At 71.7% G+C, this 24,182-nt stretch carries 29 protein-coding genes and 1 pseudogene; 15 read left to right on the top strand and 15 right to left on the bottom strand.

From position 1 onward, the window contains the following. Positions 1–37 precede the first annotated feature (37 nt). Both J1M46_RS03975 and J1M46_RS03970 read right to left on the bottom strand, forming a co-directional pair. Positions 38–1,285, bottom strand: a complete 1,248-nt coding sequence (locus J1M46_RS03975) for an IS256 family transposase (RefSeq protein WP_206446637.1) — start codon at positions 1,283–1,285, stop codon at positions 38–40. Positions 1,286–1,529: 244 nt separating this feature from the next. Beyond that, complete coding sequence (locus J1M46_RS03970) at positions 1,530–2,237, bottom strand: phosphotransferase (RefSeq protein ID WP_342384263.1); 708 nt, start codon at positions 2,235–2,237, stop codon at positions 1,530–1,532. Between the two features lie 445 nt (positions 2,238–2,682). On the opposite strand from J1M46_RS03970, the gene J1M46_RS03965 reads away from it, so the two are divergent. Beyond that, positions 2,683–2,994 (top strand): hypothetical protein, encoded by a 312-nt coding sequence (locus J1M46_RS03965; protein WP_206446635.1) that lies wholly within the window; start codon positions 2,683–2,685, stop codon positions 2,992–2,994. After that, a complete protein-coding gene (locus tag J1M46_RS03960) occupies positions 2,991–4,004 on the top strand; it encodes an arsenic resistance protein (RefSeq protein WP_206446634.1) in 1,014 nt (337 codons plus the stop codon). The genes J1M46_RS03965 and J1M46_RS03960 overlap by 4 nt, the downstream gene beginning before the upstream one ends. Before the next feature lie 189 nt (positions 4,005–4,193). On the opposite strand, the gene J1M46_RS15250 is transcribed toward J1M46_RS03960, so the two are convergent. Beyond that, positions 4,194–4,634: a cupin domain-containing protein gene (locus tag J1M46_RS15250; protein WP_241249007.1), complete on the bottom strand. Its 441-nt coding sequence runs from the start codon at positions 4,632–4,634 to the stop codon at positions 4,194–4,196. 64 nt (positions 4,635–4,698) lie between these two features. On the opposite strand from J1M46_RS15250, the gene J1M46_RS03950 reads away from it, so the two are divergent. Continuing rightward, positions 4,699–5,160, top strand: a complete 462-nt coding sequence (locus J1M46_RS03950; protein ID WP_342384262.1) for a GNAT family N-acetyltransferase — start codon at positions 4,699–4,701, stop codon at positions 5,158–5,160. A gap of 17 nt (positions 5,161–5,177) precedes the next feature. On the opposite strand, the pseudogene J1M46_RS15895 reads toward J1M46_RS03950, so the two are convergent. Next, positions 5,178–5,453, bottom strand: a pseudogene (locus tag J1M46_RS15895) (hypothetical protein); the annotation flags it as partial. On the opposite strand from J1M46_RS15895, the gene J1M46_RS03945 reads away from it, so the two are divergent. Then, entirely contained in the window at positions 5,346–6,098 is a 753-nt protein-coding gene (locus J1M46_RS03945) for an MBL fold metallo-hydrolase (RefSeq protein WP_446698588.1), read from the top strand. The pseudogene J1M46_RS15895 and the gene J1M46_RS03945 sit on opposite strands and share 108 nt — an antisense overlap. Positions 6,099–6,159: 61 nt before the next feature. Here J1M46_RS03945 and J1M46_RS03940 read toward each other — a convergent pair whose 3' ends face one another. The 6 genes from J1M46_RS03940 to J1M46_RS15245 all read right to left on the bottom strand — a co-directional run bounded on the left by J1M46_RS03940 (position 6,160) and on the right by J1M46_RS15245 (position 9,084). Further along, positions 6,160–6,558 carry a PIN domain-containing protein gene (locus J1M46_RS03940; protein ID WP_206446632.1) on the bottom strand — a complete coding sequence of 133 codons (399 nt, stop codon included), beginning with the start codon at positions 6,556–6,558 and terminating at the stop codon, positions 6,160–6,162. After that, positions 6,555–6,809: a type II toxin-antitoxin system Phd/YefM family antitoxin gene (locus J1M46_RS03935; RefSeq protein WP_206446631.1), complete on the bottom strand. Its 255-nt coding sequence runs from the start codon at positions 6,807–6,809 to the stop codon at positions 6,555–6,557. Before J1M46_RS03935 ends, J1M46_RS03940 begins: the two co-directional genes overlap by 4 nt. An 80-nt stretch (positions 6,810–6,889) precedes the next feature. Beyond that, positions 6,890–7,423, bottom strand: coding sequence for a COG4315 family predicted lipoprotein (locus J1M46_RS03930; RefSeq protein WP_206446630.1), 534 nt, complete (start codon positions 7,421–7,423; stop codon positions 6,890–6,892). Between the two features lie 92 nt (positions 7,424–7,515). Further along, a complete protein-coding gene (locus tag J1M46_RS03925) occupies positions 7,516–8,238 on the bottom strand; it encodes a zf-HC2 domain-containing protein (protein WP_206446629.1) in 723 nt (240 codons plus the stop codon). Beyond that, the gene (locus J1M46_RS03920; RefSeq protein WP_206446628.1) at positions 8,235–8,738 is read right to left on the bottom strand and encodes a sigma-70 family RNA polymerase sigma factor; all 504 of its coding nucleotides are present in this window, start codon (positions 8,736–8,738) and stop codon (positions 8,235–8,237) included. The genes J1M46_RS03925 and J1M46_RS03920 overlap by 4 nt, the downstream gene beginning before the upstream one ends. A gap of 76 nt (positions 8,739–8,814) precedes the next feature. After that, positions 8,815–9,084 (bottom strand): hypothetical protein, encoded by a 270-nt coding sequence (locus tag J1M46_RS15245; RefSeq protein WP_241249006.1) that lies wholly within the window; start codon positions 9,082–9,084, stop codon positions 8,815–8,817. 13 nt (positions 9,085–9,097) lie between these two features. On the opposite strand from J1M46_RS15245, the gene J1M46_RS15240 reads away from it, so the two are divergent. Beyond that, a complete protein-coding gene (locus J1M46_RS15240) occupies positions 9,098–9,322 on the top strand; it encodes a hypothetical protein (protein ID WP_241249005.1) in 225 nt (74 codons plus the stop codon). Positions 9,323–9,353: 31 nt separating this feature from the next. Here the strand turns inward: J1M46_RS15240 and J1M46_RS03910 are convergent, their stop codons facing one another. Further along, positions 9,354–10,304 carry a LysR family transcriptional regulator gene (locus tag J1M46_RS03910; RefSeq protein WP_206446627.1) on the bottom strand — a complete coding sequence of 317 codons (951 nt, stop codon included), beginning with the start codon at positions 10,302–10,304 and terminating at the stop codon, positions 9,354–9,356. A gap of 76 nt (positions 10,305–10,380) precedes the next feature. On the opposite strand from J1M46_RS03910, the gene J1M46_RS03905 reads away from it, so the two are divergent. Further along, entirely contained in the window at positions 10,381–12,129 is a 1,749-nt protein-coding gene (locus tag J1M46_RS03905) for an L-aspartate oxidase (protein WP_206446626.1), read from the top strand. A gap of 52 nt (positions 12,130–12,181) precedes the next feature. Here the strand turns inward: J1M46_RS03905 and J1M46_RS03900 are convergent, their stop codons facing one another. Together J1M46_RS03900 and J1M46_RS03895 are read right to left on the bottom strand one after the other, a co-directional pair. Further along, complete coding sequence (locus J1M46_RS03900; RefSeq protein ID WP_206446625.1) at positions 12,182–13,450, bottom strand: GNAT family N-acetyltransferase; 1,269 nt, start codon at positions 13,448–13,450, stop codon at positions 12,182–12,184. Beyond that, positions 13,447–14,793 carry an alpha-amylase family glycosyl hydrolase gene (locus J1M46_RS03895; RefSeq protein WP_241249004.1) on the bottom strand — a complete coding sequence of 449 codons (1,347 nt, stop codon included), beginning with the start codon at positions 14,791–14,793 and terminating at the stop codon, positions 13,447–13,449. Before J1M46_RS03895 ends, J1M46_RS03900 begins: the two co-directional genes overlap by 4 nt. Positions 14,794–14,952: 159 nt before the next feature. Here J1M46_RS03895 and J1M46_RS03890 point away from each other — a divergent pair, with 159 nt between their 5' ends. The 7 genes from J1M46_RS03890 to J1M46_RS03860 all read left to right on the top strand — a co-directional run bounded on the left by J1M46_RS03890 (position 14,953) and on the right by J1M46_RS03860 (position 20,289). Next, positions 14,953–15,801, top strand: coding sequence for an SDR family NAD(P)-dependent oxidoreductase (locus J1M46_RS03890; protein ID WP_206446624.1), 849 nt, complete (start codon positions 14,953–14,955; stop codon positions 15,799–15,801). Beyond that, positions 15,798–16,307 carry an RES family NAD+ phosphorylase gene (locus J1M46_RS15235; protein WP_241249003.1) on the top strand — a complete coding sequence of 170 codons (510 nt, stop codon included), beginning with the start codon at positions 15,798–15,800 and terminating at the stop codon, positions 16,305–16,307. The genes J1M46_RS03890 and J1M46_RS15235 overlap by 4 nt, the downstream gene beginning before the upstream one ends. Continuing rightward, positions 16,304–16,822 (top strand): YfcE family phosphodiesterase, encoded by a 519-nt coding sequence (locus J1M46_RS03880; RefSeq protein ID WP_206446623.1) that lies wholly within the window; start codon positions 16,304–16,306, stop codon positions 16,820–16,822. The genes J1M46_RS15235 and J1M46_RS03880 overlap by 4 nt, the downstream gene beginning before the upstream one ends. A 95-nt stretch (positions 16,823–16,917) precedes the next feature. Further along, positions 16,918–18,435, top strand: coding sequence for a protein kinase domain-containing protein (locus tag J1M46_RS03875; RefSeq protein WP_206446622.1), 1,518 nt, complete (start codon positions 16,918–16,920; stop codon positions 18,433–18,435). Positions 18,436–18,519: 84 nt separating this feature from the next. After that, complete coding sequence (locus J1M46_RS03870) at positions 18,520–18,918, top strand: hypothetical protein (RefSeq protein ID WP_206446621.1); 399 nt, start codon at positions 18,520–18,522, stop codon at positions 18,916–18,918. A 1-nt stretch (position 18,919) separates the two neighbouring features. After that, positions 18,920–19,447 carry a hypothetical protein gene (locus J1M46_RS03865; RefSeq protein WP_206446620.1) on the top strand — a complete coding sequence of 176 codons (528 nt, stop codon included), beginning with the start codon at positions 18,920–18,922 and terminating at the stop codon, positions 19,445–19,447. A gap of 29 nt (positions 19,448–19,476) precedes the next feature. Continuing rightward, positions 19,477–20,289 (top strand): thioesterase family protein, encoded by an 813-nt coding sequence (locus J1M46_RS03860; protein WP_206446619.1) that lies wholly within the window; start codon positions 19,477–19,479, stop codon positions 20,287–20,289. 16 nt (positions 20,290–20,305) lie between these two features. On the opposite strand, the gene J1M46_RS03855 is transcribed toward J1M46_RS03860, so the two are convergent. Further along, a complete protein-coding gene (locus J1M46_RS03855) occupies positions 20,306–21,250 on the bottom strand; it encodes a hypothetical protein (protein ID WP_206446618.1) in 945 nt (314 codons plus the stop codon). 131 nt (positions 21,251–21,381) lie between these two features. On the opposite strand from J1M46_RS03855, the gene J1M46_RS03850 reads away from it, so the two are divergent. Next, on the top strand, positions 21,382–22,932 hold the full coding sequence (locus J1M46_RS03850) for an alanine/glycine:cation symporter family protein (protein WP_206446617.1): 1,551 nt from the start codon (positions 21,382–21,384) through the stop codon (positions 22,930–22,932). Between the two features lie 216 nt (positions 22,933–23,148). Here the strand turns inward: J1M46_RS03850 and J1M46_RS03845 are convergent, their stop codons facing one another. Next, positions 23,149–23,796 (bottom strand): DsbA family protein, encoded by a 648-nt coding sequence (locus tag J1M46_RS03845; RefSeq protein WP_206446616.1) that lies wholly within the window; start codon positions 23,794–23,796, stop codon positions 23,149–23,151. A gap of 95 nt (positions 23,797–23,891) precedes the next feature. On the opposite strand from J1M46_RS03845, the gene J1M46_RS03840 reads away from it, so the two are divergent. Next, positions 23,892–24,179, top strand: coding sequence for a DUF1905 domain-containing protein (locus J1M46_RS03840; RefSeq protein WP_206446615.1), 288 nt, complete (start codon positions 23,892–23,894; stop codon positions 24,177–24,179). Positions 24,180–24,182: the final 3 nt, after the last annotated feature.

Below are 24,182 nucleotides of genomic sequence, written 5' to 3'. Positions count from 1 at the left end.
CAGGTAGTGGTGTAGCGGTGGTCCTTCGTTCTGTTGGTTAGGCGGAGAGTTGGAGGGCGGTGTCGGTGGTCACCTGGCTTCCGGTGTCGGGGACGAGGGTGAGGCGGCTCTTGGCGAGGATCTCGAGGCCGAGGTAGCGGCGTCCTTCGGCCCATTCGTCGGTCTGCTCGGCCAGGACGGCGCCGACCAGGCGGGTGATCGCGTCGCGGTTGGGGAAGATGCCGACGGAGTCGGTGCGGCGGCGGATCTCGCGGTTGAGGCGTTCGTTCGGGTTGTTCGACCAGACCTGCTGCCAGAGGCCGACGGGGAAGTCGGTGAAGGCGAGGATGTCGGCGCGGGCGGCATCCAGGTGCTCGAACGCGTCGGGCAGCTTGCCCTCGACGTAGTCCAGCAGCCGCTCGAACTGGGCGTGCACGGCGGCCGCGTCGGGCTGGTCGTAGACGGAGTGGAGCATCGCCTTCACGGCTGGCCAGAGGCTCTTGGGCGTGACGGACTTGAGGTTCGCGGAGTAGTGCGTGCGGCAGCGCTGCCAGGCCGCGCCGGGCAGGTTCGCGGCGATCGCCTCCACGAGCCCTTGGTGGGCGTCGGAGGTGACCAGGCGCACGCCGGACAGGCCACGGGCGACGAGGTCGGCGAACAAGCTGTTCCAGGCCGGCCCGGTCTCGCTGGTGGCCACGCGCATGCCCAGCACCTCGCGGCGCCCGTCGGCGTTGACGCCGGTCGCGACCAGCACGACCGCGTTGATGACTCGGCCGCCCTCGCGGACCTTCATCGTTAGCGCGTCCGCGGCGACGAACGTGAACGGGCCGGCCTCATCCAGCGGCCGGTGGCGGAACTGCTCGACCTGCTCGTCGAGGTCCGCCGCCATGCGGGAGACCTGCGACTTCGACAGCGAGTGGATGCCGAGCGTCTTGACGAGCTTGTCCATCCGGCGGGTGGAGACGCCGGCGAGGTAGCAGTCGGCGACCACCGTGATCAGCGCCGTCTCGGCCCGCTTGCGGCGCTCGAGCAGCCAGTCGGGGAAGTAGGTGCCCTGCCGCAGCTTCGGGATCGCGACGTCGATCGTGCCGACACGGGTGTCCAGCTCACGGCTACGGTAGCCGTTGCGCTGCGCGATCCGGTCGGGGCTGGGCTTGCCCCATTCGGCGCCGACGACGGCGTCCGCGTCGGCGGAGAGCAGCGCGTTGATCATCGTCTGCAGCAGGTTGCGCATCAGATCTGGCGACGCGTCGGTCAGGGCCTCGACCAGGAGGCCGGAAGGGTCGACAATATGAGGAGCGGTCATCGTGAGATGTCCTTTCGAGTGGGTTGTAGGAGATTCCTCGAAGGACCACCACGGTGACCGCGCCCACGTCCAAGACGGGGCGGCCACCGAGCGGGCTACACCACTCTATGGGGCACTACTTGATATCCCCGGTATTCAGTCGAAAGAGGGATGAAGCGCTCACGCCCCATTGGCCTCGCTCCCCGTGCCTGACGCAGACTCGCCGGAAACCGATGCCAGACCGGCGGTTTCGCCCGCCCGCGTCTCAGCGGCCGCTGTGCGACTGGAGGGCGGACTCCCACACCCGGCGGTGGTCGCGTGCATACCCTGCTGCTGCCGCCCAGTGCACCCCGTGTCCATCGCGGAACATGCTCGCCCACGGCTCCCACCCACCGATGCTCGCCGACTGCAGATGCTCGTACATCGCCGCTGCTCGCTCGGCCAGAGCCGCGGCAAGTGACGCGCGCAGATCCTCGTCGGCCCCGTAGCCCTCGACGAACGCGGCCAGCTGTCGTGCCGAGTGCGTCGGATCGGCCGAAACGTCGCTGAGTGTGAACGCTTGCGCCGCGTAGGCGAGATCCCACAGTCGAGTGCTGAGCGCCGCCCCATCCCAGTCGATGAACACCCACCTGTCGCCCACGACGAGATTCCACGGCGCGAGATCGTTGTGGCAGATCAGGTCGGCAGCAGTGGGTGCCGGAATCAGCGCCCGGCCGAGTTGACGCCGCAAGCGCAGCGCGGCTGATGCATCGTGAATGCGGCGCACCAGCCCGCCGACCCGCACCAGCTCGGCCTCCGTGAGCGGTGCACGATCAAGCGCGATCGCGCCGGGCACGAACTCGGTTACCTGTCGACCTCGCTCGTCGAGTCCGAGGGGCTGCGGGACGTCGATCCCGGCGTCGCGAAGCGCCTGCATGTACTCGAGGACTGCAGGCGTCGATGCCGTCGATGGCTTCCGCACCGTCGCGCCCACCCGCACCACACCATCGGTGGCGTTGCCACCTGAGAGCGGCTCTTCATGCGCAATCACTCATCGACGCTATCGCGCACCGATGGCCCGGCTCACGACCTAAGTTGATATCCCCGATATCCAGTCAAGTTGATACCGAAGCTCCGGCCCCACTCTCCCTGAGGCCCAAATCAGCAAACAGATCCCATCAAAACCCGCTCCTGACCGGGCGTTTTCCGCGCAGGATCGGACCCCGGCCGACGGGCGCCGCTCCTGGTTGATGCAAATAATGAACCAACCGGAAGAGGCTGGGCGGCTGCTGCTGGGCAAGAACGCGCGCGGCGCGTGGGAACTCATCAACCGACCGATCACGTCATAGCGCTCGCCCGCAGGCTGACCACCGGCGTCGCGCCCTGGCGCGGACGCACGGTGCCAGCGCGCCGAGCGGCGTGAGCGTAACCTTGCACCCATGACCGACCAGCCCTCTTCTCCAGCGGTCGCCTGCTCGCTCGGTGCCGGCATGCAAGGCCAGGTGGATCGCTGGCGCTCGCTGCTCGAGGGCGCCGAGCCCGAAGTGGTCGACGGCGGCCTGCAGTATCTGCTTCCGATCGCGCTCGTCGAGTCGGCGGCACGTGTGGCCGCGGATGAGCAGGCGTGCTGCCCGTTCTTCGCGTTCGATCTCGCGCTGCGCGGCGAGATGTTTGTGCTCGCGATGCGCACGCCTCCCGAAGGTGCGTCGATGCTCGCGGAGATCACGGGACAGCTCCCCCACACCGGATGACGCTGCGTCTGGTGCAGGCCTGGGACCGACACCAGGTTCCGCTCTACCTCGCCGCGATCGCCATCGGCGCAGCGGTCGGACTCATCTCCCCCTCGGTCGCACCCACGCTGGAGCACGCGATCGAGCCAGTGCTGATGCTGCTGCTCTTCGCGACCTTCCTCGGCGTACCGCTCGTCGAGGTGGGGCGATCGTTCAGCGACGCGCGATTCCTCGTGACGATTCTCGGCGCGAACTTCGTCGTGGTGCCCGTGGTCGCGTGGAGTTTGTCGAGATTTGTCGCCGACGACCGCGGCCTACTGCTCGGCGTGCTGCTGGTGCTGCTGACGCCGTGCATCGACTACGTGATCGTCTTCACCGGCCTCGCCGGCGGCGCACGCGCACGCCTGCTCGCGGCCGCTCCCCTGCTGATGCTGGTGCAGATCCTCCTCCTGCCGCTCTACCTGCTGCTGTTCGTCGGAACCGAAGTGCTCGACGTCATCGACGTCGGCCCCTTCGCAGAGGCCTTCCTGCTGCTCATCGTCATCCCGCTCGCCGCAGCCGCGATCGTCCAGGCCTTCGCGAAGCGACACCGCTTCGGCCGAGTCGTCGAGACGGTCATGGCCGCCGCCATGGTGCCGCTCATGATGCTCACGCTCGCGACCGTCGTCGGGTCGCAGATCGCCGCCGTCGGCTCGCAGATCGGCGCCCTCATCCGCGTCGTGCCGCTCTACATGGCGTTCGTCGTCGTCGCGGTGATGCTCGGCCTGCTCGCGGGCCGCATGGCCCGGCTCGACGTCCCTGGAACGCGCGCGGTCGCCTTCTCGCTTGCGACCAGGAACTCGCTCGTCGGCCTCCCGCTCGCACTGGCATTGCCCGCGACACTCGGCATCGCCCCGCTCGCCGTCGTCACCCAAACCCTCGTCGAGCTGGTGGCCATGATTGTGCTCGTGCGGCTGGTGCCACGCTTCATCCCAGAGCGTGTCAATCGTGGGCGCGGCTCATCGTCGCGTGGAGCTCACGACGTACGTTGATATCCCCGATATCCAGTCGAGTTGATACCGAAGCTCCGGCCCCACTCTCCCTGAGGCCCAAGTCAGCAAACAGATCCCATCAAAACCCGCTCCCGGCCGGGCGCTTTCTGCGCAGGGTCGGACGCCGGCCGACGGGCGCCGCTTCTCCTGGTTGATGCAAATGATGCACCAACGCGCGTCCAGTCTTCTTCAGGAGTTCAGATAGTCGGTCGACCAAGGCCCGACGGCAGTACCGAGCAGTATCGTGTCCTCCTCGGCTCCGTCGAAATGCACGGCATTGCCGGGTACGTAGAGGAAGCTTCCGGCCGGGTAGCGGGCAGCGAAACCGCGGTCGAGCGAGTTGCCGTACCCAAGGCGAAGTTCACCCTGAGCCACAACCAGGTGTGCATCGGCGATGTGAGAGTGAGGCTCGTCCCAGACACCCGAAGGGATGAAAAAGGCGTCGGTGAACGTCACCCCGAGCTGCCGACTGCCAACCAGGGTTGCTGAACGGGTGCCGTCAGGATCCGCGAGAAACCTGACGCCGGCACCGAAGTCGTCGATCAGGTAGCGGGCGTGCAGGCCCTGCGCGAGCTTGCGCCAGTCGGTCAGTTCGGCCGCGGCGATCGCACCGCCTCCCAGCATGTCCACGCCTCCGCACGCTACCGGCCACTCGTCCGCCCCACGAGTGCCCCGCTCCCCTACCATCGACCTCATGGCGGCCGACGACTACGCGATCGAGCCGCTGAGCGTGCAGACGTGGGATGCGTTCGCCGCGATGGTCGACCGGCACAACGGCATCTTCGGCGGCTGCTGGTGCACCTACTTCCACGCCGCGTGCGCCGAGCGGCAGCCCGGCGCCGAGGGCAGTCGGCTCATGAAGCGGAAACTGGTCGAAGGCGGGCGCGCCCACGCGGCGCTCGTGATGGCCGGTGACGAGGCGATCGCCTGGGCGGAGTTCGGCACACCGGAGGAGCTGCCGAACATCCACCACCGCAAGCAGTACGACGCCGAGGCCGACCTCACCCCCGACTTCCGCATCACCTGCATCTTCGTCGACAAGCGGCACCGAGGAGCCGGCCTCGCCAAGGCGGCGCTGCAGGGCGCGCTCGGCCTGATCGCCGCGCAGGGCGGCGGCGTCGTCGAGGGCTACCCGCACGAGATCGGCGACAAGTGACCGAACAGCTCCTTCGTCTACAACGGCACGCGCACGATGTACGAGGAGGCCGGCTTCACGCACATCCGCCCGAAGGGGCTGAAGAACACCGTCATGCGGCGCACGGTCGAGCCGTCCTGAGCAAGAGGAGCCCCATGCCACTGCAGGAGATCGCCGACGGCGTGCTCGTCCACCAGAGCGAGTGCATCCAGAGCAACGCCGTCATCGTGCGCGGCGATGCGGGCGCGCTGCTGATCGACCCGGGCATCACCCGCGACGAGCTCGCCGGCATGGCGCGCGAGCTCGACGAGCGAGGCCTGCCGGTGGTCGCCGGCTTCGCCACCCACCCCGACTGGGATCACGTGCTCTGGCACCCAGCGCTCGGCCATGCGCCGCGCTCCGGCACCGCCGCCTGCGCGGCGACCATCCGCGAGTTCGTCGGCCGCGACGGCTGGCAGGCCGAGCTCGCCGACTACCTGCCGCCCGAGTTCGCCGACGACATCCCGATGGAGCTGCTCGGCGACATCACGCCCCTCGCCGCCGGTGCCGTGACGCTCCCGTGGGCCGGCCCGCGCATCCGCATCATCGAGCACCGTGCGCACGCCCCCGGCCACGCGGCGCTGCTCATCGAGGATGCCGGCGTGCTCGTCGCGGGCGACATGCTCTCGGACGTGCTGATCCCATTCCTCGACCTCGACGCCGCCCAGCCGCTCGACGACTACCTCGGCGCGCTCACGCGCTTCGAGGAGATGGCGGATGCGGTGCGCACGATCGTGCCGGGCCACGGCTCGGTCGGCGACGGGCAGGCACTGCGCGCCCGACTCGCGCTCGACCGCGCCTACATCGAGGCGCTGCGGGACGGCCGCGAGCCCGACGACCCGCGCACCGGCCCCGACGCGCCGCTCGACTGGATGCCCGACGTGCACGATGGGCAGGTGCAGCGGCTCGGTGTTCGATAGCGATGCGCACCTGTGCGACGTGATCGGCGCCTTCGCTGCAGTGCGGCCGACCTGAGCTGCGTCAGGCTGCGACCGGATCGATGACGGCGTAGCCCAGCTCACGTGCGACGGATGCCATCCCGCCGTCGTGCGTGACCACCGTCGCATCCAGCCCGGTGGCGACGAGCGACGCCAGATGAATCGCGTCGAGCGTGCGCACGTGGGGAACGATCGACTCTGCCCCCGTCAGGATGCCATCCGTGAGGGGAACCAGCTCGAGCCGGTCGAGGACAGCATCTCGCAGCTCGATCGGCAGCGCCTCGCGGCGCAGCACCCTGGTCAACTCCGTGCGAACCAGACGAGAGGAGACCAGGGTCGTGTCAGCGTCGCTGCTGACCTGCTCGAGCCATTCGCTCGCGGACGGCGTCGACCCGAGGAGAGCATGCAGCGCGACCGACGAGTCGAGATAGAAGATGCTCACCGCTCCCCCCTCATGTCGTCGAGCAGCTCGTCGAGCGCAGCCCCGGTCGGCGCCGTGTAACCCGCCGGCAGCTTCGGAAGCCGGATGGCACCTCGATGCTTCGATGGAACGAGCGCGACACCGGGCTGCGGCGGCACGATTCGACCGACCTCGTGATTGTGCCGGGTGATGCGGTACGTCTCCCCTGCCTCGACATCAGCCAGCATGGCGGTCGGGTTCTGCCGCAGTTCGCCAACGGTGATGGTCTTCATGGCACGACCATAGTCCGTTTATCTATCAATGTCTACGACACCGAGTGGCGCCGAACCCGCTTGCCTGCCGTCTGGCCGCATCACTCCGTCATGCGCTCGCCATCCGGTGAGAGCACCCACCACACCTCGTTGACGCCCTGGCCGTTCACATCGCCAGCGGCCGCGTCACCGGCGAAGGAATAGAGCGGCCAGCCGTTGAGCGTCACCTGCATGCCGCCGTCGATGCCGGTGATCGTGCCCACCTCGCCGGTCACGCCTTCGACCTCCGGCGCGTCCGACTCGGTCGTCAACGCAGGCCAGTTCGCGGCGCACTCCCCTTCGCAGGTGCTCGCGTCGCCGCCCTGGGTGTCGTTGTCGAACATGTAGACCGTCATGCCCTCGCCGTCGACGACGATCTCGCCGAGCGAGGAGTCGGCCACCGTCAGCGCGGCCGAGGCGGCAGGCGCGTCGGAGGTGTCGGTGCCGCCGTAGGGATCGCCGGCGCCCGAGTCGGTGGTCTCGGATGGCGGTGCCGCCGGTGGTGCGTCGGTCTCTTCCGCCGGGCTCGCGCAGCCGGCCAGTGCGACGACGAGCAGTCCGGCGACCAGCGCCGCCGAGGTGATTCGCGAGCTCATGAGAGCGTCCCTTCGTTCGGGCCGCGGATGCGGTCACTGGAGACACGCAGTCGGGCGCCGAGGGGTTCATCGCGGCTTCGTCCCCGGCGCGCCTATCCCTCGTCGAGCTCCGCCCGCATGAGCACGTCGCCGCTGCCCTCGGCGCGGATCTCCACGGCGGCGATGTCGGCGACGTCGAGCGCGGTCGCGGCGCTCAGCCGTGCGGTGGAGCCGGGCGCAGCGCGCCAGCTCGAGATCTGGCTGCTCGCCCCGTCGCGGTCGACGACCACCAGCACGTACGTCCAGCCGCCGGCCGGGCCGCCGCTGCCCTGATAGCTGCACTCGAGCTCGATCCTCGTCCCCCAGCCGACCGGGTCCAGCTCGACGCTCGCGATGAGCGGCAGATCCCCGGCCGCCACCAGCTCCGCAGCTCGCACGTCGCCGCGCGACGAGGCGGGAGCCAGCAGTCCGCCCATCGACACCACGAGGGCGACGACGAGCACCGCCGCGGCGGCGAGCATGCTCACCCACCTTGTGCGACGCATCCGCCCCTCTCGTGCCGCGCGCGCGAGCAGCGCGTCACGGGTCAGCATCGATGACGCCGACCGCTCGCCCGCCCCGGCCGCGTCGTCGCTCCGCTCGCCCAGCATCGACTCGGCGCGGCCGGGGTCGACGCGCGCGAGCAGCCCGAGCGTCGGCGCGATCTCAGCCACCGCGCGGGCGCAGCGCTCGCATCCCTCCAGGTGCTCCTCGAAGGCGCGGCGGTCCGAGGGGCTGAGCGCGCCGATCACGTACGCGGCGTCCCAGTCCGCGAAGCGCTCGTGGTCATGGCTCATCGGGTCACTCCCTGCTCCTGCAGCGCGAGCCGCAGCGCCCGCAGCCCGTAGTGCAGCCGTGACTTCACCGTGCCCTCCGGGATCTCGAGCTCTGCGGCGATCTCGGCGATCTGCCGGCCGCCGAAGTAGGCGCGGATGATGACGCCGCGGTGCTCGGCGCTCAGCTCGGCGAGCGCATCCTCGATCAGGATCGCCTCGAACAGCGCGTCGGTGGCGTCGGTGGTCGCGCGCTCGGGCAGCTCGGCGACGACCACCTCGTGGCGGCGGCGCGCGGTGCGCGTCTCGTCGATCACCAGATGCCGGGCGACGGTCAGCATCCACGCGCGTGCGGTCGCCGGCTCCGCCAGGATCTGCGGGCTGCGCCACGCGCGCAGCAGCGTCTCCTGCACCACGTCGTCGGCACCGGCGCGGTCGCCCGTGAGGTGCACGACATAGCGCCACACGGGCGCCGCGTGCGCGTCGTAGAGCGCACCGAGCTGCTCCGCATCCTGCCCCGGCATCGTCCACCTCCTCGAAGGTGACACGAGAGCGGGCGCCTCGCGGTTCACCGTGAACCTCGCGCCGCCGCGCCTCGTGTCACCGAGTATGGACCTCCTGCTCGCCGACGACGGCTTCGTCATCGCCGGCCTCCCCCTGCACCCGCTGCTCGTGCACGCCGTGGTGGTGCTGGTGCCGCTGACGGCGCTCGCACTCGCGCTCGGCAGCCTTTGGCCTGCGGCGCGGCGCCGGCTCGGCATCGTGACGCCGCTCGCCGCCGCGCTGCTGGTCGTGCTCGTGCCGATCACCGTGGCCGCTGGCGAGGCGCTCGCGGAGGTCGTCGGTGAGACCCCGGCGGTCGAGACCCACGAGGACTATGCGGATGCTGCTGCCGTGGGTGATCGGGATGCTCGTCGTCGCAGCGGCGCAGTGGGCGTGGTTCCGCTGGGGCGGCAGGCGCGTGCCGGAGGGCTCTCGTCGTCGGGCTCGACCGGTGACGGTCGTGCTCGCCGCGCTGGCGCTCGTGGCCGCTGCGGGTTCGACCATCACCGTCGTGCTGATCGGCGATTCGGGAGCACGCGCGGTGTGGGGCGGGCTGCTCGGGTGAGCGGGTCGTCCGAAGCGCGCGGGCGACCTGCCTACGCGCGCGCCGCCACCGTGACGCGCTGCGCGAGCTCGGTGCCGGGCGCGGCGAGGCGGTCGACCGTGTCGAAGATGATTCGCTGCATCTCGGACGCCGCCGCCGAAGCGCCCACCTCGGTGCGCCGGGCGAGGTTGACGGTGCGCGTGAGCTGGGGTCGCACGAGGCGCTGGCTGTGCAGTCCGGGCCGGTCGATCACGACCATCGCCGGCACCACCGCGACACCGATCCCTCGCTCGACGAACCGCAGCACCGCATCCATCTCCGCACCCTCGACGGCGATCGTCGGCGTCAGCCCCGCGTCGGCGAACGCGGCGTCGGTGGCGATGCGCAGGTCGTAGCTGCGGCTGAAGGCCACCTGCGGCATGCGCGCCAGCTGCGCCAGCGCGAGCTCGCCCTGCTCGGTGCCGCCTCGCTCCTGGGCGTCCGTGGCCGACACCACCACGAGCTCCTCTGACAGCAGCGGCACGAGCTCGGTCGCCGGCGTCGGCGGCTGCGCGCCGCGCGTCACCACGAGCGCGAGATCGAGCGCGCCCTCGTGCAGCGCATCGACGAGGAACCGCGAGCCGCCCTCGGTGATGTGGAGCTCGACACCCGGGTGCGCGGACCGGTACGCCGCGACCACTTCGGTCACGAGCGACACGCACAGGGTCGGTGGAGCCCCGAGCCGCACGCTGCCCCGACGCAGCCCGGCGAGCTGGTCGAGCTGCTCGCGCGCGGCACGCGCATCGCCCAGCATGCGCCGCGCGATCGGCAGCAGCACCTCCCCCGCCGCGGTCAGGGTGACGCCACCGGGTGCGCGGCGCAGCAGCTCTGCACCGAGATCTGCCTCGAGCGCGCCGATCTGGCGGCTCAGCGAGGGCTGGGCGACGAAGAGCTCGTCGGCGGCGCGGGTGAAGTTGCCGATGCGGGCGACCGCTTCGAAGGAGCGGAGCTGGTCCAGCTTCATCGCGATAGCATATTGGTATATCGATGAGTCAATCAATGCATTGGACGCATGCAACGGCGCTCCCTAGCGTGGAGGAATGACCGCACCACACGCATCCGAACGCCTCCTCTCCACCTCCGTCCTCGTGATCGGCACCGGCGGCGCCGGGCTCCGCGCCTCGATCGAGCTGGCGGAGCGCGGCGTGCAGGTGCTGGCCGTCGGCAAGCGCCGCAAGCACGACGCGCACACGACGCTCGCGGCGGGCGGCATCAACGCCGCGCTCGGCACCATCGACCCCGCGGACTCCTGGCAGCAGCACGCGGCCGACACGCTGCGCGAGTCGTACTTCCTCGCCGACCCGGCCATCGTCGAGACCGTGGCACGCGGTGCGGCGCAGGGCATCGAGGAGCTCGAGCGCTGGGGCATGCCGTTCGCCCGCGAGGACGACGGCCGCATCTCCCAGCGCTTCTTCGGTGCCCACACCTACCGCCGCACCGCCTACGCGGGCGACTACACCGGGCTGGAGCTGCAGCGCACACTGATGCGCCGGGCCGCCGAGCTGCGGGTGGAGATCGTCGACACGATCTACATCACGCGGCTGCTCGTCGCAGACGGCACGATCTTCGGCGCCTACGGCTTCGACATCGTCGACGGCACGCCCGTGCAGATCCTGGCCGACGCGGTCATCCTCGCCGCCGGCGGCCACACGCGAATCTGGCGGCACACGTCGTCGCGCCGTGACGAGAACACGGGGGATGCGTTCCGACTGGCCGCGCTGGCCGGTGCCCGCATCCGCGACGCCGAACTGGTGCAGTTCCACCCCTCCGGCCTGCTGGAGCCCGACGACGCCGCGGGCACGCTCGTCTCGGAGGCCGCCCGCGGCGAGGGCGGCATCCTCACCAACGCCCTGGGCGAGCGATACATGGAGCGCTACGACCCCGAGCGCATGGAGCTCTCGACGCGCGACCGGGTCGCGCTGGCCGGCTTCACCGAGATCGCCGAGGGCCGCGGCACAGCAACGGGCGGCGTCTACCTCGACGTCTCCCACCTGCCGCGCGAACAGATCCTGCGCCAGCTGCCGCGCGTCTACCGCACCCTGATCGACCTGCAGATGCTCGACATCACCGCGACCAAGATGGAGATCGCTCCCACCGCGCACTACTCCATGGGCGGCGTCTGGGTCGACCCCGAGCACCACGGCACCGGTGTCGACGGGCTGTACGCGATCGGTGAGGCCTCCTCCGGCCTGCACGGCGCGAACCGGCTGGGCGGCAACTCGCTCATCGAGCTGCTGGTCTACGGGCGCATCACCGGCGAGCACGCCGCCGACTACGCCGGCGCGCGCACCGACGTGCGCCGGGACCCGGCTGCCGTCGAGGCGGCCCGCGACGAGATGCGGTCGCTGCTGCGTGAGCGCGGCACCGAATCCGCCCGTCGGCTGCAGCGCGAGGTGCGCAACCTCATGAGCGAGCACGCCGGGGTCGTCCGCACCGAGGGCGGGCTGCAGGAGGGGCTGCGCAAGCTGGCGTCGCTCGAGGAACGCGCCGAGCATGTCACGGCCCACCCCGACATCGCCGGCTTCGACGATCTGGCGCACGCCTACGACCTGCTCGGCTCACTGCTGGCAGCCCGCGCAACGCTCGAGAGCGCGCTCGAGCGGCGAGAGACGCGCGGCGCCCACAACCGCGCCGACTTCCCGGAGACCGACCCGGCCATGCAGGGCAACTTCGTCTGGTCGCCGAGCGAGGGCGTCGTCTTCGAGCCTCTCTCCCCCGCGCCCGACAGCTTCCGCCAGCTGGCAGAGACCGGCGCCGACGACTCCGTGGCGGGCAAGCTCGTCGAGTAGGCAGGCGGCGTCGGCGTCGTGACCGATGTCGCGGGCAGGGACCGGGCCGCGCTCACCAGCGCAGGTCGTCGAGCCCGACGATCTCGCGCGGTGTGCGCTGCCGGGCGGCGGGCTCGTCGGCGCTGCCTTCGTCAGCGCCGGGCTTGTCAGCGCCGGGCAGCCCGTCGAACGAGAGCCCGGTGCGCTCGGCCAGCTCCGCCAGGCTCAGCTCGTACGTGCGGAACGCATCCAGGTAGGCGGTGCGCAGCCCGTCCAGGTCCTGCGTGAGCAGGAACGCCTTCGACCGCAGCGCATCCGCCACCCGGTAGACGACGACCTTCCAGTGGTCGCGCGGCAGCTGCACGAGATCGCGATACCAGGGGTCACCGTCGGCGAGCACCGGGCCGCCGAACACGCTGATGCGGCGGTCGACGAGCTCGTCGAGCTCGAGCACCCCGTTCTCGAGCTCGCCCCAGATGCCGCCGCGGCTCGACTGGTTGAAGCCGGCCAGCTGCGGGGTGATGTTCGTGAAGGTGAAGGAGTCGCGGTTCGCCTGCTTGGCCTCGTCGACCGTGCCCCACAGCAGGTCGGCGCGGCGGGCGATGTGGCCACGGTCGAGGTCGTTGTCGCGGTAGACGGCCTCGCCCGTCTGCTGCTCGTCGGTGAGCCGGTCGTCGAGGAAGAAGCGGCTGCTGCGCGGGATGCCCGGCTGGAGGGCCAGCCCGTCGACGTTCCAGGCGACCGACCACGCGAGGCGCCGCTGCAGGTGCATCGTGACGGTGAAGTGCGCGTAGGGCAGCACCGGCGCTTCCGGATCGGCCACCGGCGTCGGCGCCGCGACCGGCTCACCGAGGAACTCGGCGTCGTAGCCCAGCGTCTCCGCGGCGGCGGCTGAGCGGCTCCCCTCCGGCGCACCCTCGCCCGGCGCACCCTCGCCCTCCAGCGTGAGCGTCATGCCGAGGGGATCGCCCGCCGCGACCACGAATCCGAGCTCCTCGTAGACGCCGACCGCCTCGGGGCTCGCGAACAGGCCGACGATCGCCTCTGCCGGCGCGACCTGGCGCACCCGTTCGAGCAGCCGCTCGACGATGCCGGAGGCGATGCCCTGGTCGGCGGCATCCGGTCGCACCATCACGTCCTGCACGTACCAGTAGCGCACGCCGTCGCCCACCAGTCGTCCGACGCCGACCACGCGGTCGCCGTCGCGCGCGACGACGCCGTGCTCGGAGCCGCGCAGCGACGCCGGCAGGCTCGCCCAGTCGAAGTGGTCGTCCCAGCCCACCGACTCCGCGACCGCGCGCTGCTCGGCCGCGGACGGCACGCGCTCCTCGAAGACGATCATGCGCTGCTCCCCGGTGCGCGCACCTCGAGCACCGCCCAGCCGCGCGGCGGCAGCGTGAGGCGACCATCTGCCAGCTCGCACTCCCCCGCGACGACCGACGACGCATCCGCCGCCGGCATCGTCACGGGCTCGTCGTCGAGGTTGAGCGCGGTGATGACGCCCGCCTCGCCGGTCGCGGTGCGCAGCACCATCGCCGTGTTCGCGACGTGCACGACGTCGGTGCGCGCGGTGGTCAGCCACGGGTTGCGCCGGCGCAGCGCCAGCAGCTCGCGGTGCACGTCGAGCAGGTGACGGGCGGATGCGTCCATGTCGTCGGGCGCGACCGGCTCGGCCGGGAACTCGGGCCGCACGGCGTCGTCGCCGCCCTCGCGCTCCTCCTTGACCGCCTGCCAGCCGTACTCGTCGCCCGCGTAGATCGCCGGCGTGCCGGCGACCGTGCAGAGCACGGCGAGCGCGTGCGGCACGAGCTCGCTGCCGACCGCCGAGGCGATGCGGGTGACGTCGTGGTTGCCGAGGAACGTGTACGGCACGAAGCCGGCCAGCAGCTCGTTGCCGCGGCCGATGGCGTGCTCGAGCTCGAACAGGTTGCGGTCGACGATGGCGTGCCAGATGCCCTGCCACAGCTCGTACTGCGTGAGGCTGTCGATGGTCGACTCGGTGGCGAAGCCCGCGTAGTCACCGTGGATGACCTCGCCGAGGAACCAGGCGTCCGGATGGTGCTCGCGCACCCGCGGCAGCACGCGGGCCCAGAATTCGGCGGGCACCGCGTAGGCGGCATCGAGCCGCCAGCCGTCGATGCCGCGCTCGAGCCAGTGCCGCATCGCGTCGACGACCAGCTGCGCCGTCGCGGGCGAGCTGTGATCGAGCGCGACGAGCGCGCCGTGGCCCTCGAAGACCTCGGCCTCGCCGCCCTCGCCGAGCCGGAACAGCGCGGCCTCGGGGGCGTTCGCGTCTGCGTGCGCGGCGGCGAAGGCCGGGTGCTCGCGCCCCACGTGGTTGAAGACGCCGTCGAGCAGCACGCGGATGCCGCGCTCGTGCGCCGCCGCGATCAGCCGGTCGAGATCGGCGTCGTCGCCGAGCCGCGGGTCGAGCGCGAAGTGGTCGACCGTGTCGTAGCCGTGCGTGCTGCTGGCGAAGATCGGGCCCAGCGCGATGCCGTTGAGGCCGAGCTCGAGCACGTGGTCGAGCCATGCCTCGATTCGCGGGAGCCGGTGCACGACCTCGTCGCCGTGCGCGTCGCGGATCGGAGCGCCCGTGAAGCCGAGCGGATACACGTGCCACCACATCGCGCTGCGGCTCCAGTGCTCGGCGCTCGCGATACCGCCGTTCGTCTCATCAGCCATGGCAGCCATCCTGCCCTGCCTGCCAGGGAGCGCCTGCCATGCTGAAGCCATGACCGGCACCCCGAGCGGCGAACACAGGGAGCGCCGCGACCCGCAGCAGCTGATGGCGCGCGTGACCGGCAACGACACGCACGGCGACGAGCGAATGCAGCGGCGCCCGTGACGCGCACGATCGTGCTCACCGGCGCCTCCGACGGCATCGGCGCGGCCGCGGCGCGGCAGCTGGCCCGGCAGGGGCATCGGCTGCTGCTGGTGGGCCGCTCCCCCGAGAAGACCGCGGCGGTCGCCGACGAGCTGGGTGCCGAGCGCTTCGTCGCCGACTACGCGAGCCTCGACGAGGTGGCTCGGCTCGCCGACGAGCTGCGCGGCGCCGCCGACCGCGTCGACGTACTGGCGAACAATGCCGGCGGCCTCTTGGGGCCCCGCACCGTCACCGCCGACGGCAACGAGCTGACCCTCCAGGTCAACCACCTGGCGCCCTTCCTGCTGACCCAGCTGCTGCTGCCACAGCTGCGGTCGGGCGAGGGCATCGTCGTCAACACGGCGAGCTCCGCCGCCCGGCTGCTCGCCCGCTTCGACATCGACGACCTCGACGCCAAACGCTCGTACAGCCCCAACCGGGCCTATGGCAACGCGAAGCTGGCGAACATCCTGCACGCCCGTGGCCTGCTTGCGCGCTTTGGCGACACGGGCATCCGCCCCGTCGCCTTCGACCCCGGCAACGTGCGCACGAGCTTCGCCACCGGCTCCACCAGCATTCTGCGCCTCGTCTACCGCACGCCGCTCGCGCGGCTCATGCTCATCAGCCCCGAGCAGGGCGGCGAGCACCTGCGGCACTTCGTCGACGGCACGCCCGGCACCACCTGGCAGCCCGGCGCCTTCTACTCCGAGACCACCCCCGCATCCGCGTCGCAGACGAACCCGCTCGTGCACGCCGACGTGCTCGTCGACCGCCTGTGGGAGCGCAGCGAGGCGCGCGTCGCGCCCTGGCTGCGCGGCGCGCGGTGACCGGGCCGGCGGTCGTGCGCGTCGACGCGCTCACCTCGCGCGTCACGGGTCGTTGCTTCCGTGCCATCGACCCCGGGCATCTCGACACGGCGCTCGCGGGCTCGCGAACCGCGGGCCGCTACTCCCGAGCGTCCTCGCCGACGCTCTATCTCAGCGCCTCCCGCGAGGGGGTCGCCGCCGCGCTCGAGGCGCACGCGGATGCCCGCAGCAGCGAGCTCGTGGTGGTCGAGATCGACGTGGATGCGTCGGGCATCGTCGATCTGCGGGATGCAGGCGCGCTCGAGGCCGCCGGAATCGAGCTCGCCGATGCGACCGCGCCGTGGCAGGAGGCGGTGCGTGCCGGAGCGGAGCCGCCGTCGTGGGGTGTGCGCGATCGGCTGATCGAGCTGGGCGCCCGCGGGCTCATCGACCCCTCGCGCAAGCGGCCCGGACTGTGGCACCTGGCGCTGTTCGACTGGAACCGCCCCGGCGCTCCGATGGTGACGATGGCCGGCGGGCGCGGGTGAGCGCTCGCGTGCTGCTGCTGAGCGACACCCACCTGCCGGTGCGTGCGAAGGCGCTGCAGGAGCAGGTGTGGCGGATGGTCGACGAGGCCGATCTCGTCATCCACGCCGGCGACTGGGTCGATGTGGCGCTGCTGGATGCGCTCGAGCAGCGAGCCCGCCGGCTCGTGGGCGTCGCGGGCAACAACGACGGCCCGGAGCTCTGGCGGCGCCTCGGCGAGGTGGCGCGTGTCGAGGTCGAGGGCGTGCGCTTCGCCGTGGTGCACGAGACCGGCAGCGCGGCAGGGCGCGAGCGACGGTGCGACGCGCGCTTCGGGCCGGCGTCCGAGCAGCCGGCGGACGTGCTGGTGTTCGGGCACTCCCACATCCCCTGGGACAGCGTCTGCCCGTCGGGGCTGCGGCTGCTCAACCCTGGGTCGCCCACCGACCGCCGGCGCCAGCCGGTGGGCACCGTGATGACGGTGGAGGTCGACGACGGCCTGCTGCGCGAGGTGGCGCTGGTACCCACGCCGCGCTGAGCCGCCAGCAGCCGCCACTCGATGCCGCGGCCCAGGCTCGCGCAGGTACGATTGGGGTACAGCGGCATCGCTGCGCCGAAGACCAGGAGGACATCGTGCAGGGAGTCGATCCGCTCACGCCCGGAGCGCTGCTCGCCGACCGATACCGCCTCGGCTCACTGCTGGGCGCCGGCGGCATGTCCTTCGTGCACCGGGCCGTCGACGAGACGCTCGGCCGCGAGGTCGCCGTCAAGGCGCTCATCCGCACCTCGGCGGAGCCGGTGGAGCTCGGGCGCATCGGCGCGGAGATCGACCTGCTCGCCACCCTGAGCCATCGCGCGCTGGTGACGTTGTACGACGCGGGCACCGCGGTGCTCGAGGCGCGCCCCGTGACCTATCTGGTGATGGAGCTCGTCGACGGCCCGACCCTCGCCATGCGCGCCGCAGCAGGACCGATCGCGCCGATCGACCTCGCGCACATGGCGCAGGACATGATCGAGGCGCTCGTCGTCGTGCACGCGCACGGGGTCGTGCACCGCGACATCAAGCCCGCCAACATCCTGCTGGCGCCCTCGCTGGTGCCGGGGCACGAGTTCACGGCGAAGCTCGCCGACTTCGGCATCGCGGCGATCATCGACGGCGACCGGCTGACCGAGACGGGCACCGTGCTCGGCACCGCCGCCTACCTGAGCCCGGAGCAGGCCGCCGGCGGGCGCGTCGGGCCGGCGTCGGACATCTACTCGCTCGGCCTCGTGCTGCTCGAGGCCATCACCGGCCACCGGGAGTATCCCGGCCCGCTGATGGAGTCGCTGAGCGCGCGGCAGTCCCGCGACCCACAGATCCCCGGCGCGATCGGCTATCACTGGAAGTCGCTGCTCACGGCGATGACCGCGCGCGATCCCGGCACGCGCCCCACGGCCAAGGCGGTGCTCGAGCGGCTCGCGGCAGCCCCGGAGGAGCTGCCGGTGGTGCCAGCGCGCGACCAGCCGGCTGCGGCTGCGTCGGCCGCCGGAGCCGCAGCGCTCGGCGCGACCGGCGCCGGCGCGGCCGCCACCGGCCTCGTGGCCACCGACGTCGCCGACGCCGACGCCGGCGCTGCACCCGAGGCGACTGCCGCCGTCCCGGCCTCCCCCGCCGCTGGGGCGCCGCTGCTCGACGATCAGGATGACGACGGCGACACCAAGGAGCTCCCCCTGCCGACCGGCCGCCCTCGGCGCCGCGGCTGGGTGCTCGCCGCCAGCGTCACCGCAGCCCTCTCGATCGTCGCCGCCGTCGCGGTCTTCGCGATGCAGGGCATCCTGCTCCCCCAGCCCGGCTCGGCCGATGTTCCGGAGGTCTCGCAGGCACCCGCCGACCTCGTCACCGAGACCTCGGCTCCTCCCAGCCCGACACCGAGCTCGACCACGGGCACCACGACGCCGGCCGTCACCGACACCGAACCGAGCCCCGAGCCGACCGAGACCGCGCCCGCCGAGACGGCGCCCGCGGAGACGGCACCAGCGGCGACGCCCCCTGCCGAGACCGTCCCTCCCGAGCCTGCGCCCACGGAGACAGCGCCGCCGCCCGCGCCCACCGCGGAGCCGCCGGCACCGCCGAGCACGCCTGCTCCGCCCGAAGAGACCAGCAGCAGCTGAGCAGCGCCGCCGCACCGATCGCTCCGCGCCGGCGCCGCCGCGACGTAGAGTGCAGCCAGGACTCCGACGGGATCGAGGACGACGATGCTGCGCACACCCTTCGCCGCGCTGCTGGCCATGGCCGCCGCGACCATGCTGACCGGATGCTCCGGGGGCATCGGCATCAGCGACCTCGACCGCGCGGCGACGGAGACCGACGGGCTGCCGGCCGGGTGGACCTACCCGGATTCCATGGACGTCGAGTTCATCGAGGAGTCCGCACGCCTGGCGGGTGCCCACGACGACAGCCAGCTCTGGCTCATGCGCACCAGCGGCGGCCTGTGCCTGGTCGTCTACGCCGACGGTGCCAGCGACCACTGGGCCTGCAGCGGCGGCGCGCCGATCACCATGGGCGGACCCGACAGCCGCTTCACGGTCATCCCCGACGACGGCGTCGCGCCGGAGGGCGCGGTCGCGATCTCCGAGAACGTCTACGCGCACTGACGTGAGTCGGCCAGCATCAGCGGACGCCGCGGCGATCGAGCATGCCGCGGCGCTCCTGCGCGCGACCGCCGAGCGACTCGCCAGCGGCGGCGCTCGCGACGAGGCGCTCGCCCGCTACGAGGAGCCGAAGCCGGTGCTGGGCATGATCCAGCGGCGGCCCACCATGCGCCCGCTCGGCCGAGCATGGCGGATGGGTGCCCTGCTGCTGCAGGGGGACGGTGCGGTCTGGGCGACGGGCATCTCCACCCGCGTGGCCGAGCCCGGCCGCCCGCAGCATCACACCGCATCCGTCGAGATCCGCCGGGCGTACCGGGCGGCGGCGATCGTCGGCGGCTTCCCGATGGGCGAGACGGTCAACCATGGCATCGCGCCGATCGCCATCGACGAGACGCTCATCGGCGCCGCCGGGCCGCTGTTCGTGGCGGAGGGGCAGGCCTGGGCGCGGTGGGGCCGCGATGCGCCCGTGCGGCTCGAGCGCTACCTCGACGACCTCGCCGACCTGCTGCTGCACCCGCCGCAGGGCGCATAGCCGCTGCCGAGACTGGCAGGATCGGAGGCATGTCTGCCGATGCCGCCGCGCCCGCCCCGTACTTCGTCGCGCTGGGTGAGGGCCGCTACCGGCCGACCGAGCAGGCCAGCGGAGCCTGGCAGCCGGGCGAGATGCACTTCGCACCGCTGGGCGGGCTGCTGACGCACGCGATCGAGCGGCACCGCATGGAGCGGCACGCGGGCGAGGCCGCTCCCCTGCTGCTGGCGCGCATGGGCTTCGACATCCTCGGATTCCTGGCGCTGGAGGAGACGAGCGTGCGGGTCGAGACCCGCCGCCCGGGCCGCACGATCGAGCTCACCGAGGCCACCGCATCCATCGCCGGCCGCGACGTCGCCGTCGCCCGCGCCTGGCACAGCGTCGCCGTCGAGACCGCGCGGGTCGAAGGCGGTGCCGCCGCGCCGCTGCCGGCGCCGCAGAACTCCCAGCGCGCGGAGTTCGGCACCGACTGGGGCGGCGGGTACGTGCACTCGGTCGATTTCCGCGAGTGCGGGGGCCGCGCGCCCGGCCGCAATCGCGCCTGGCAGCGCACCGAGCACGCGCTCGTCGAGGGCGAGCCGGTCGCGCCCATCGCGCGCTGGATCGGGCTCATCGACGGCGCGAACGGCGTCGCCGTGCGCGAGCAGCCGGGCGAGTGGATGTTCCCCAACCTCGATCTCACCATCCACCTGCATCGGCAGCCGGTCGGCGAGTGGGTCGGCTTCGACACCACCGTGACCTTCGGCCCGACCGGGCAGGGCATCACCGCCACCGCGCTGCATGACGAGCGCGGGCACGTCGGCCACGCCGCGCAGACCCTGACGGTGCGCCCGGCGCCGCGCTGACCGGCCGGCGCTCGCGCTACGGCTGGGCGGCGCAGCGCGCGACCGCCCAGTCGAGCAGCGCCTCCCGCTGGGCATCCGGCGACGCCAGCACGAGCGCGATGGGCTCGCCGCCCATCATGCTCGGCAGCCGGAAGATCGTGCCCTGCTTGTCCTCCGCGATCGCGTGCAGGTCGCAGCGGCCCGGCTCCAGCGGCACCTCCAGCACCGTCGGCCGGTCGCCCCGCGAGATGGTCAGGTCGAGCGGCAGGTCCTCGACCCTGGTTCCGGATGCGTCCACGGGCGTGAGCAGCGCGGTGGCCGTGACCGCTCCGATCCAGCCGCGCTGCTCGCTCGGCTCCTGCACCGGATCGACCTGCAGCCGCAGCACCGCCGGCCCGGAGCCGTCGGCGGGGATGCTCGGCTCGAGCCAGGTGAGCCCCGCGACCTCCTGCTCGAACAGCCGCAGGTCGCAGATCTCCTGCCCGAGCCACTCGAGCTGGTCGAGCGGATCGGCCGGCTGCTGCTCCAGCACCGTGCCGTCCGCCAATTCGAGCGTCGCCAGGTGCTCGATCGGCGCGGGCCAGTCGCACGTGGGCTCCGGCAGCTCCAGCCGCAGGTTGCGCCGCTGGCCCGGCGCGATCTCGGCCTCGTCGTCGCGCACCATCGGCGCCGACCATCTGCTCGACTCGTACGTCGCCCGCACGACGCGCAGCGACGCATCCGAGTCATTCGTGACGCGCAGCTCGATGTGCCCGGAGGCGACGTCGCCGCGCAGCTGCACGATCTCCATCAGCACCTCGGGCTCCGCCGGCTGCTCGGGCTCCGCCGGCTCCTCGGGCTCCGCCGACGCGGCGGTCGCGCTCGGCGCCGCAGTCTCCCCGTCGTTACCGGACGGTGCCGGCGTGGGCGAGCCAACGCATCCGCCCGTCACCAGCATCACGACGAGCGCCAGCCCGACCCATCCGCTGCTTCGCACCCGCACGCGGCCATCGTGCCACGCGCGGCCCGACCCCGGCAGCGGCCCGCTCGGCATGTAATGTCTGACATCGTGCCGCGCGCTGGCAGCAGCCGACGTGCGCCCCACCGACCGCGACGCACGCAACCGGAGAGACGATGGATCTGACGCCACTGAACGACATCCTCGACACCATCAGCGGCGTGATCTGGGGGCCGTTCCTGCTCATCCCGCTGCTGGTGGGCACCGGGCTGTACCTGACGATCAGGCTGGGCGGGCTGCAGTTCCTGAAGCTCGCCGCGGGACTGCGGCTGGGACTCGGCAAGAGCAAGGATCAGGGCGCAGAGGGCGACATCTCGCAGTTCCAGGCGCTCACCACCGCGCTCGCGGCGACCGTCGGCACCGGCAACATCGTCGGCGTCGCGACCGCGATCGGCATCGGCGGGCCCGGCGCGCTGTTCTGGATGTGGGTGACGGGCCTGGTGGGCATGGCCTCGAAGTACACCGAGGCGTACCTCGCCGTGCGCTTCCGCACCACCGACGAGGCGGGCGAGAAGTCGGGCGGCCCGCAGATCTACCTGCAGCGCGGCATCCGTGGACCGCTCGGCAAGGTGCTCGCGATCTCGTTCACGATCTTCACGGTCGTCGCCTGCTTCGGCATCGGCAACATGACGCAGGGCAACTCCATCGCCTCCAACGTCGAGCACAGCTGGGGGCTGCCGACCTGGGTGACCGGCGCGGTGCTGACGGTGCTGACGCTGGTCGTACTCGTCGGCGGCATCAAGTCGATCGGCAGGGTCACCGCCGCGTTCGTGCCCGTGATGATCGTCTTCTACGTGCTGAGCGGGCTCTACATCCTGGGCGCGAACGTCGGCGAGCTGCCGGCCGCGCTCGGCGCGATCGTCTCGCAGGCCTTCACCGGCACGGCCGCGGTCGGCGGCTTCACCGGCTCGGTGCTCATCATCGCGGTGCAGATGGGCGTCGCTCGCGGCCTCTTCTCGAACGAGTCGGGGCTCGGCTCCGCCGCCATCGCAGCGGCCGCGGCGAAGACCACGCACCCGGTGCGGCAGGGGCTGGTGTCGATGACGCAGACGTTCATCGACACGCTCATCGTCGTGACCATCACCGGGCTGACGATCGTCGTGACGGGGGTGTGGGATGACATCGACGCGGCCACCGGCGAGCAGCTCAGCGCCGCGCTCATGACCGGCGAGGCGTTCACCAACGGCCTGCCGGGCGACTGGGGCCACTGGGTCGTCACCATCGGGCTGGTGATGTTCGCCTTCTCCACCATCCTCGGCTGGTCGTACTACGGCGAGCGCAACATCGAGCGACTCTTCGGGCGCCGCCCGGTGATGCCGTTCCGCGTGCTGTTCGCGCTGGTGGTCTTCGTCGGCTGCACGATCTCGCTCGACACGGTCTGGAAGTTCTCGGACATCGCGAACGGGCTGATGGCGCTGCCCAACCTGATCGGGCTGCTCATCCTCTCGGGGCTCGTCGCCCGCGAGACGCGGCACTACCTCAGGCACGACCCGAGGCTCGAGGCGTCGAAGGACGAGATCGAGGCGTTCATGGCCGACCAGCCCGGCTGGGCCGACTGGAAGGCGGGCGACCGGGTGGGCACGTCGCGCCTCGAGCTCTCGGCGATCCACGGCGCGCCGGTCGGACGCGACGGGGTCGAGCAGCAGCCGCCGCGCGCGGACGACTGACCCGCTGGGGCGCTGCAGGAGCGCTCCGCCGTGGCGTGCGTGTGTGCGCGGGTGATGGGGAGTTCTGCCCATCGTGGCCTCCGCACGGCAGGGCTACGGTGAGCGCGACAGAGGGCACGAGCGCAAGCCGCGCCTCGAGTCGCCGTCGCTGGTGGTCCATCTCCCCGTCGGGCCACCAGCGGCACCGCTGCCCGCTCGTCTGAGCCGCCGGCCGGGCTACTGCTCCAGCGCCTGCTGGATCGCCGACTCGACGTCGTCGTAGTTCTGCAGCTCGACCATCTCGCCGTCGACGAAGAACGTGGGGGTCGACTGCACGCCCGCTGCGACGCCTGCCTCGTAGTCGTGCGCGATGCGATCGGCCGTCGCCTCGGCCGTGACCGCCGCATCGTAGGCCGCCAGGTCGAGGCCGAGCACCTCGGCGTAGCCGCGGAAGGTCGCTGCGGCGTCCTCGGTGCCGGCCCATTCTGCCTGCTTGTCGAAGAGCATGGCGTGCATCGCCTCGAACTCCCCCTGCTGCGCAGCCGCCTCGGCGGCAGCGGCGGCGGGCACCGCGTTCGCGTGCATCTCCAGCGGGAAGTAGCGCACGGCGAAGGTCACCTGACCTTCGTAGCGGTCGCGCAGGTCCTCCACGATCGGGTGGAACTGACCGCACGACGGGCACTCGTAGTCGATGAACTCGACGACGACCGGCGCGCCCTCTCCCGCGTCATCCAGCACGTGCGTGCTCTCGTCGAGCAGCTGCACATCGCCGCCGGCGGCCGGCTGCGAGCTCTCCCACGGGCGCACCACCAGCAGGGCGACGGCGACGATCACGACGATCGCCCCCACGACGGTGGCGATGCTGATGACGGCATTCTTCGACATGGGTACAAGGTTACCTGGCGAACAGGCATTACCAGGCGCGATGGCCTGTGCTTCTGCCACGCGGTCGTGTCAGTACCCGCGAGTAGTCTCGCGCCGTGGAATTCGAGTTCAGCGGCATCGCGATCGAGTGGCGCGGCCCTGCGCCCTTCGTCTTCCTCCCGGTGCCGCCCGACGAGGCCGCGATGATCGCCGAGCTGGCGAGCGAGCTCACCTACGGCTGGGGCTGCATCCCCGCGGAGGCCGTCATCGGCGGCACGACCTTCACCACCTCGCTCTTCCCGCGCGACGGCGGCTACCTGCTGCCCGTCAAGGTGGCCGTGCAGCGCGCCGAGGGCATCGGCGTCGGCGATCAGATGACTGCCCGGATGCGTCTGGCACGATGATCG

It is taken from the genome of Agrococcus sp. KRD186 (genome assembly GCF_017168255.1).
Taxonomy (GTDB): domain Bacteria; phylum Actinomycetota; class Actinomycetes; order Actinomycetales; family Microbacteriaceae; genus Agrococcus.
Note: the sequence above shows the minus strand (reverse complement) of the source record. Positions and strands in the feature narration are given on the sequence as shown.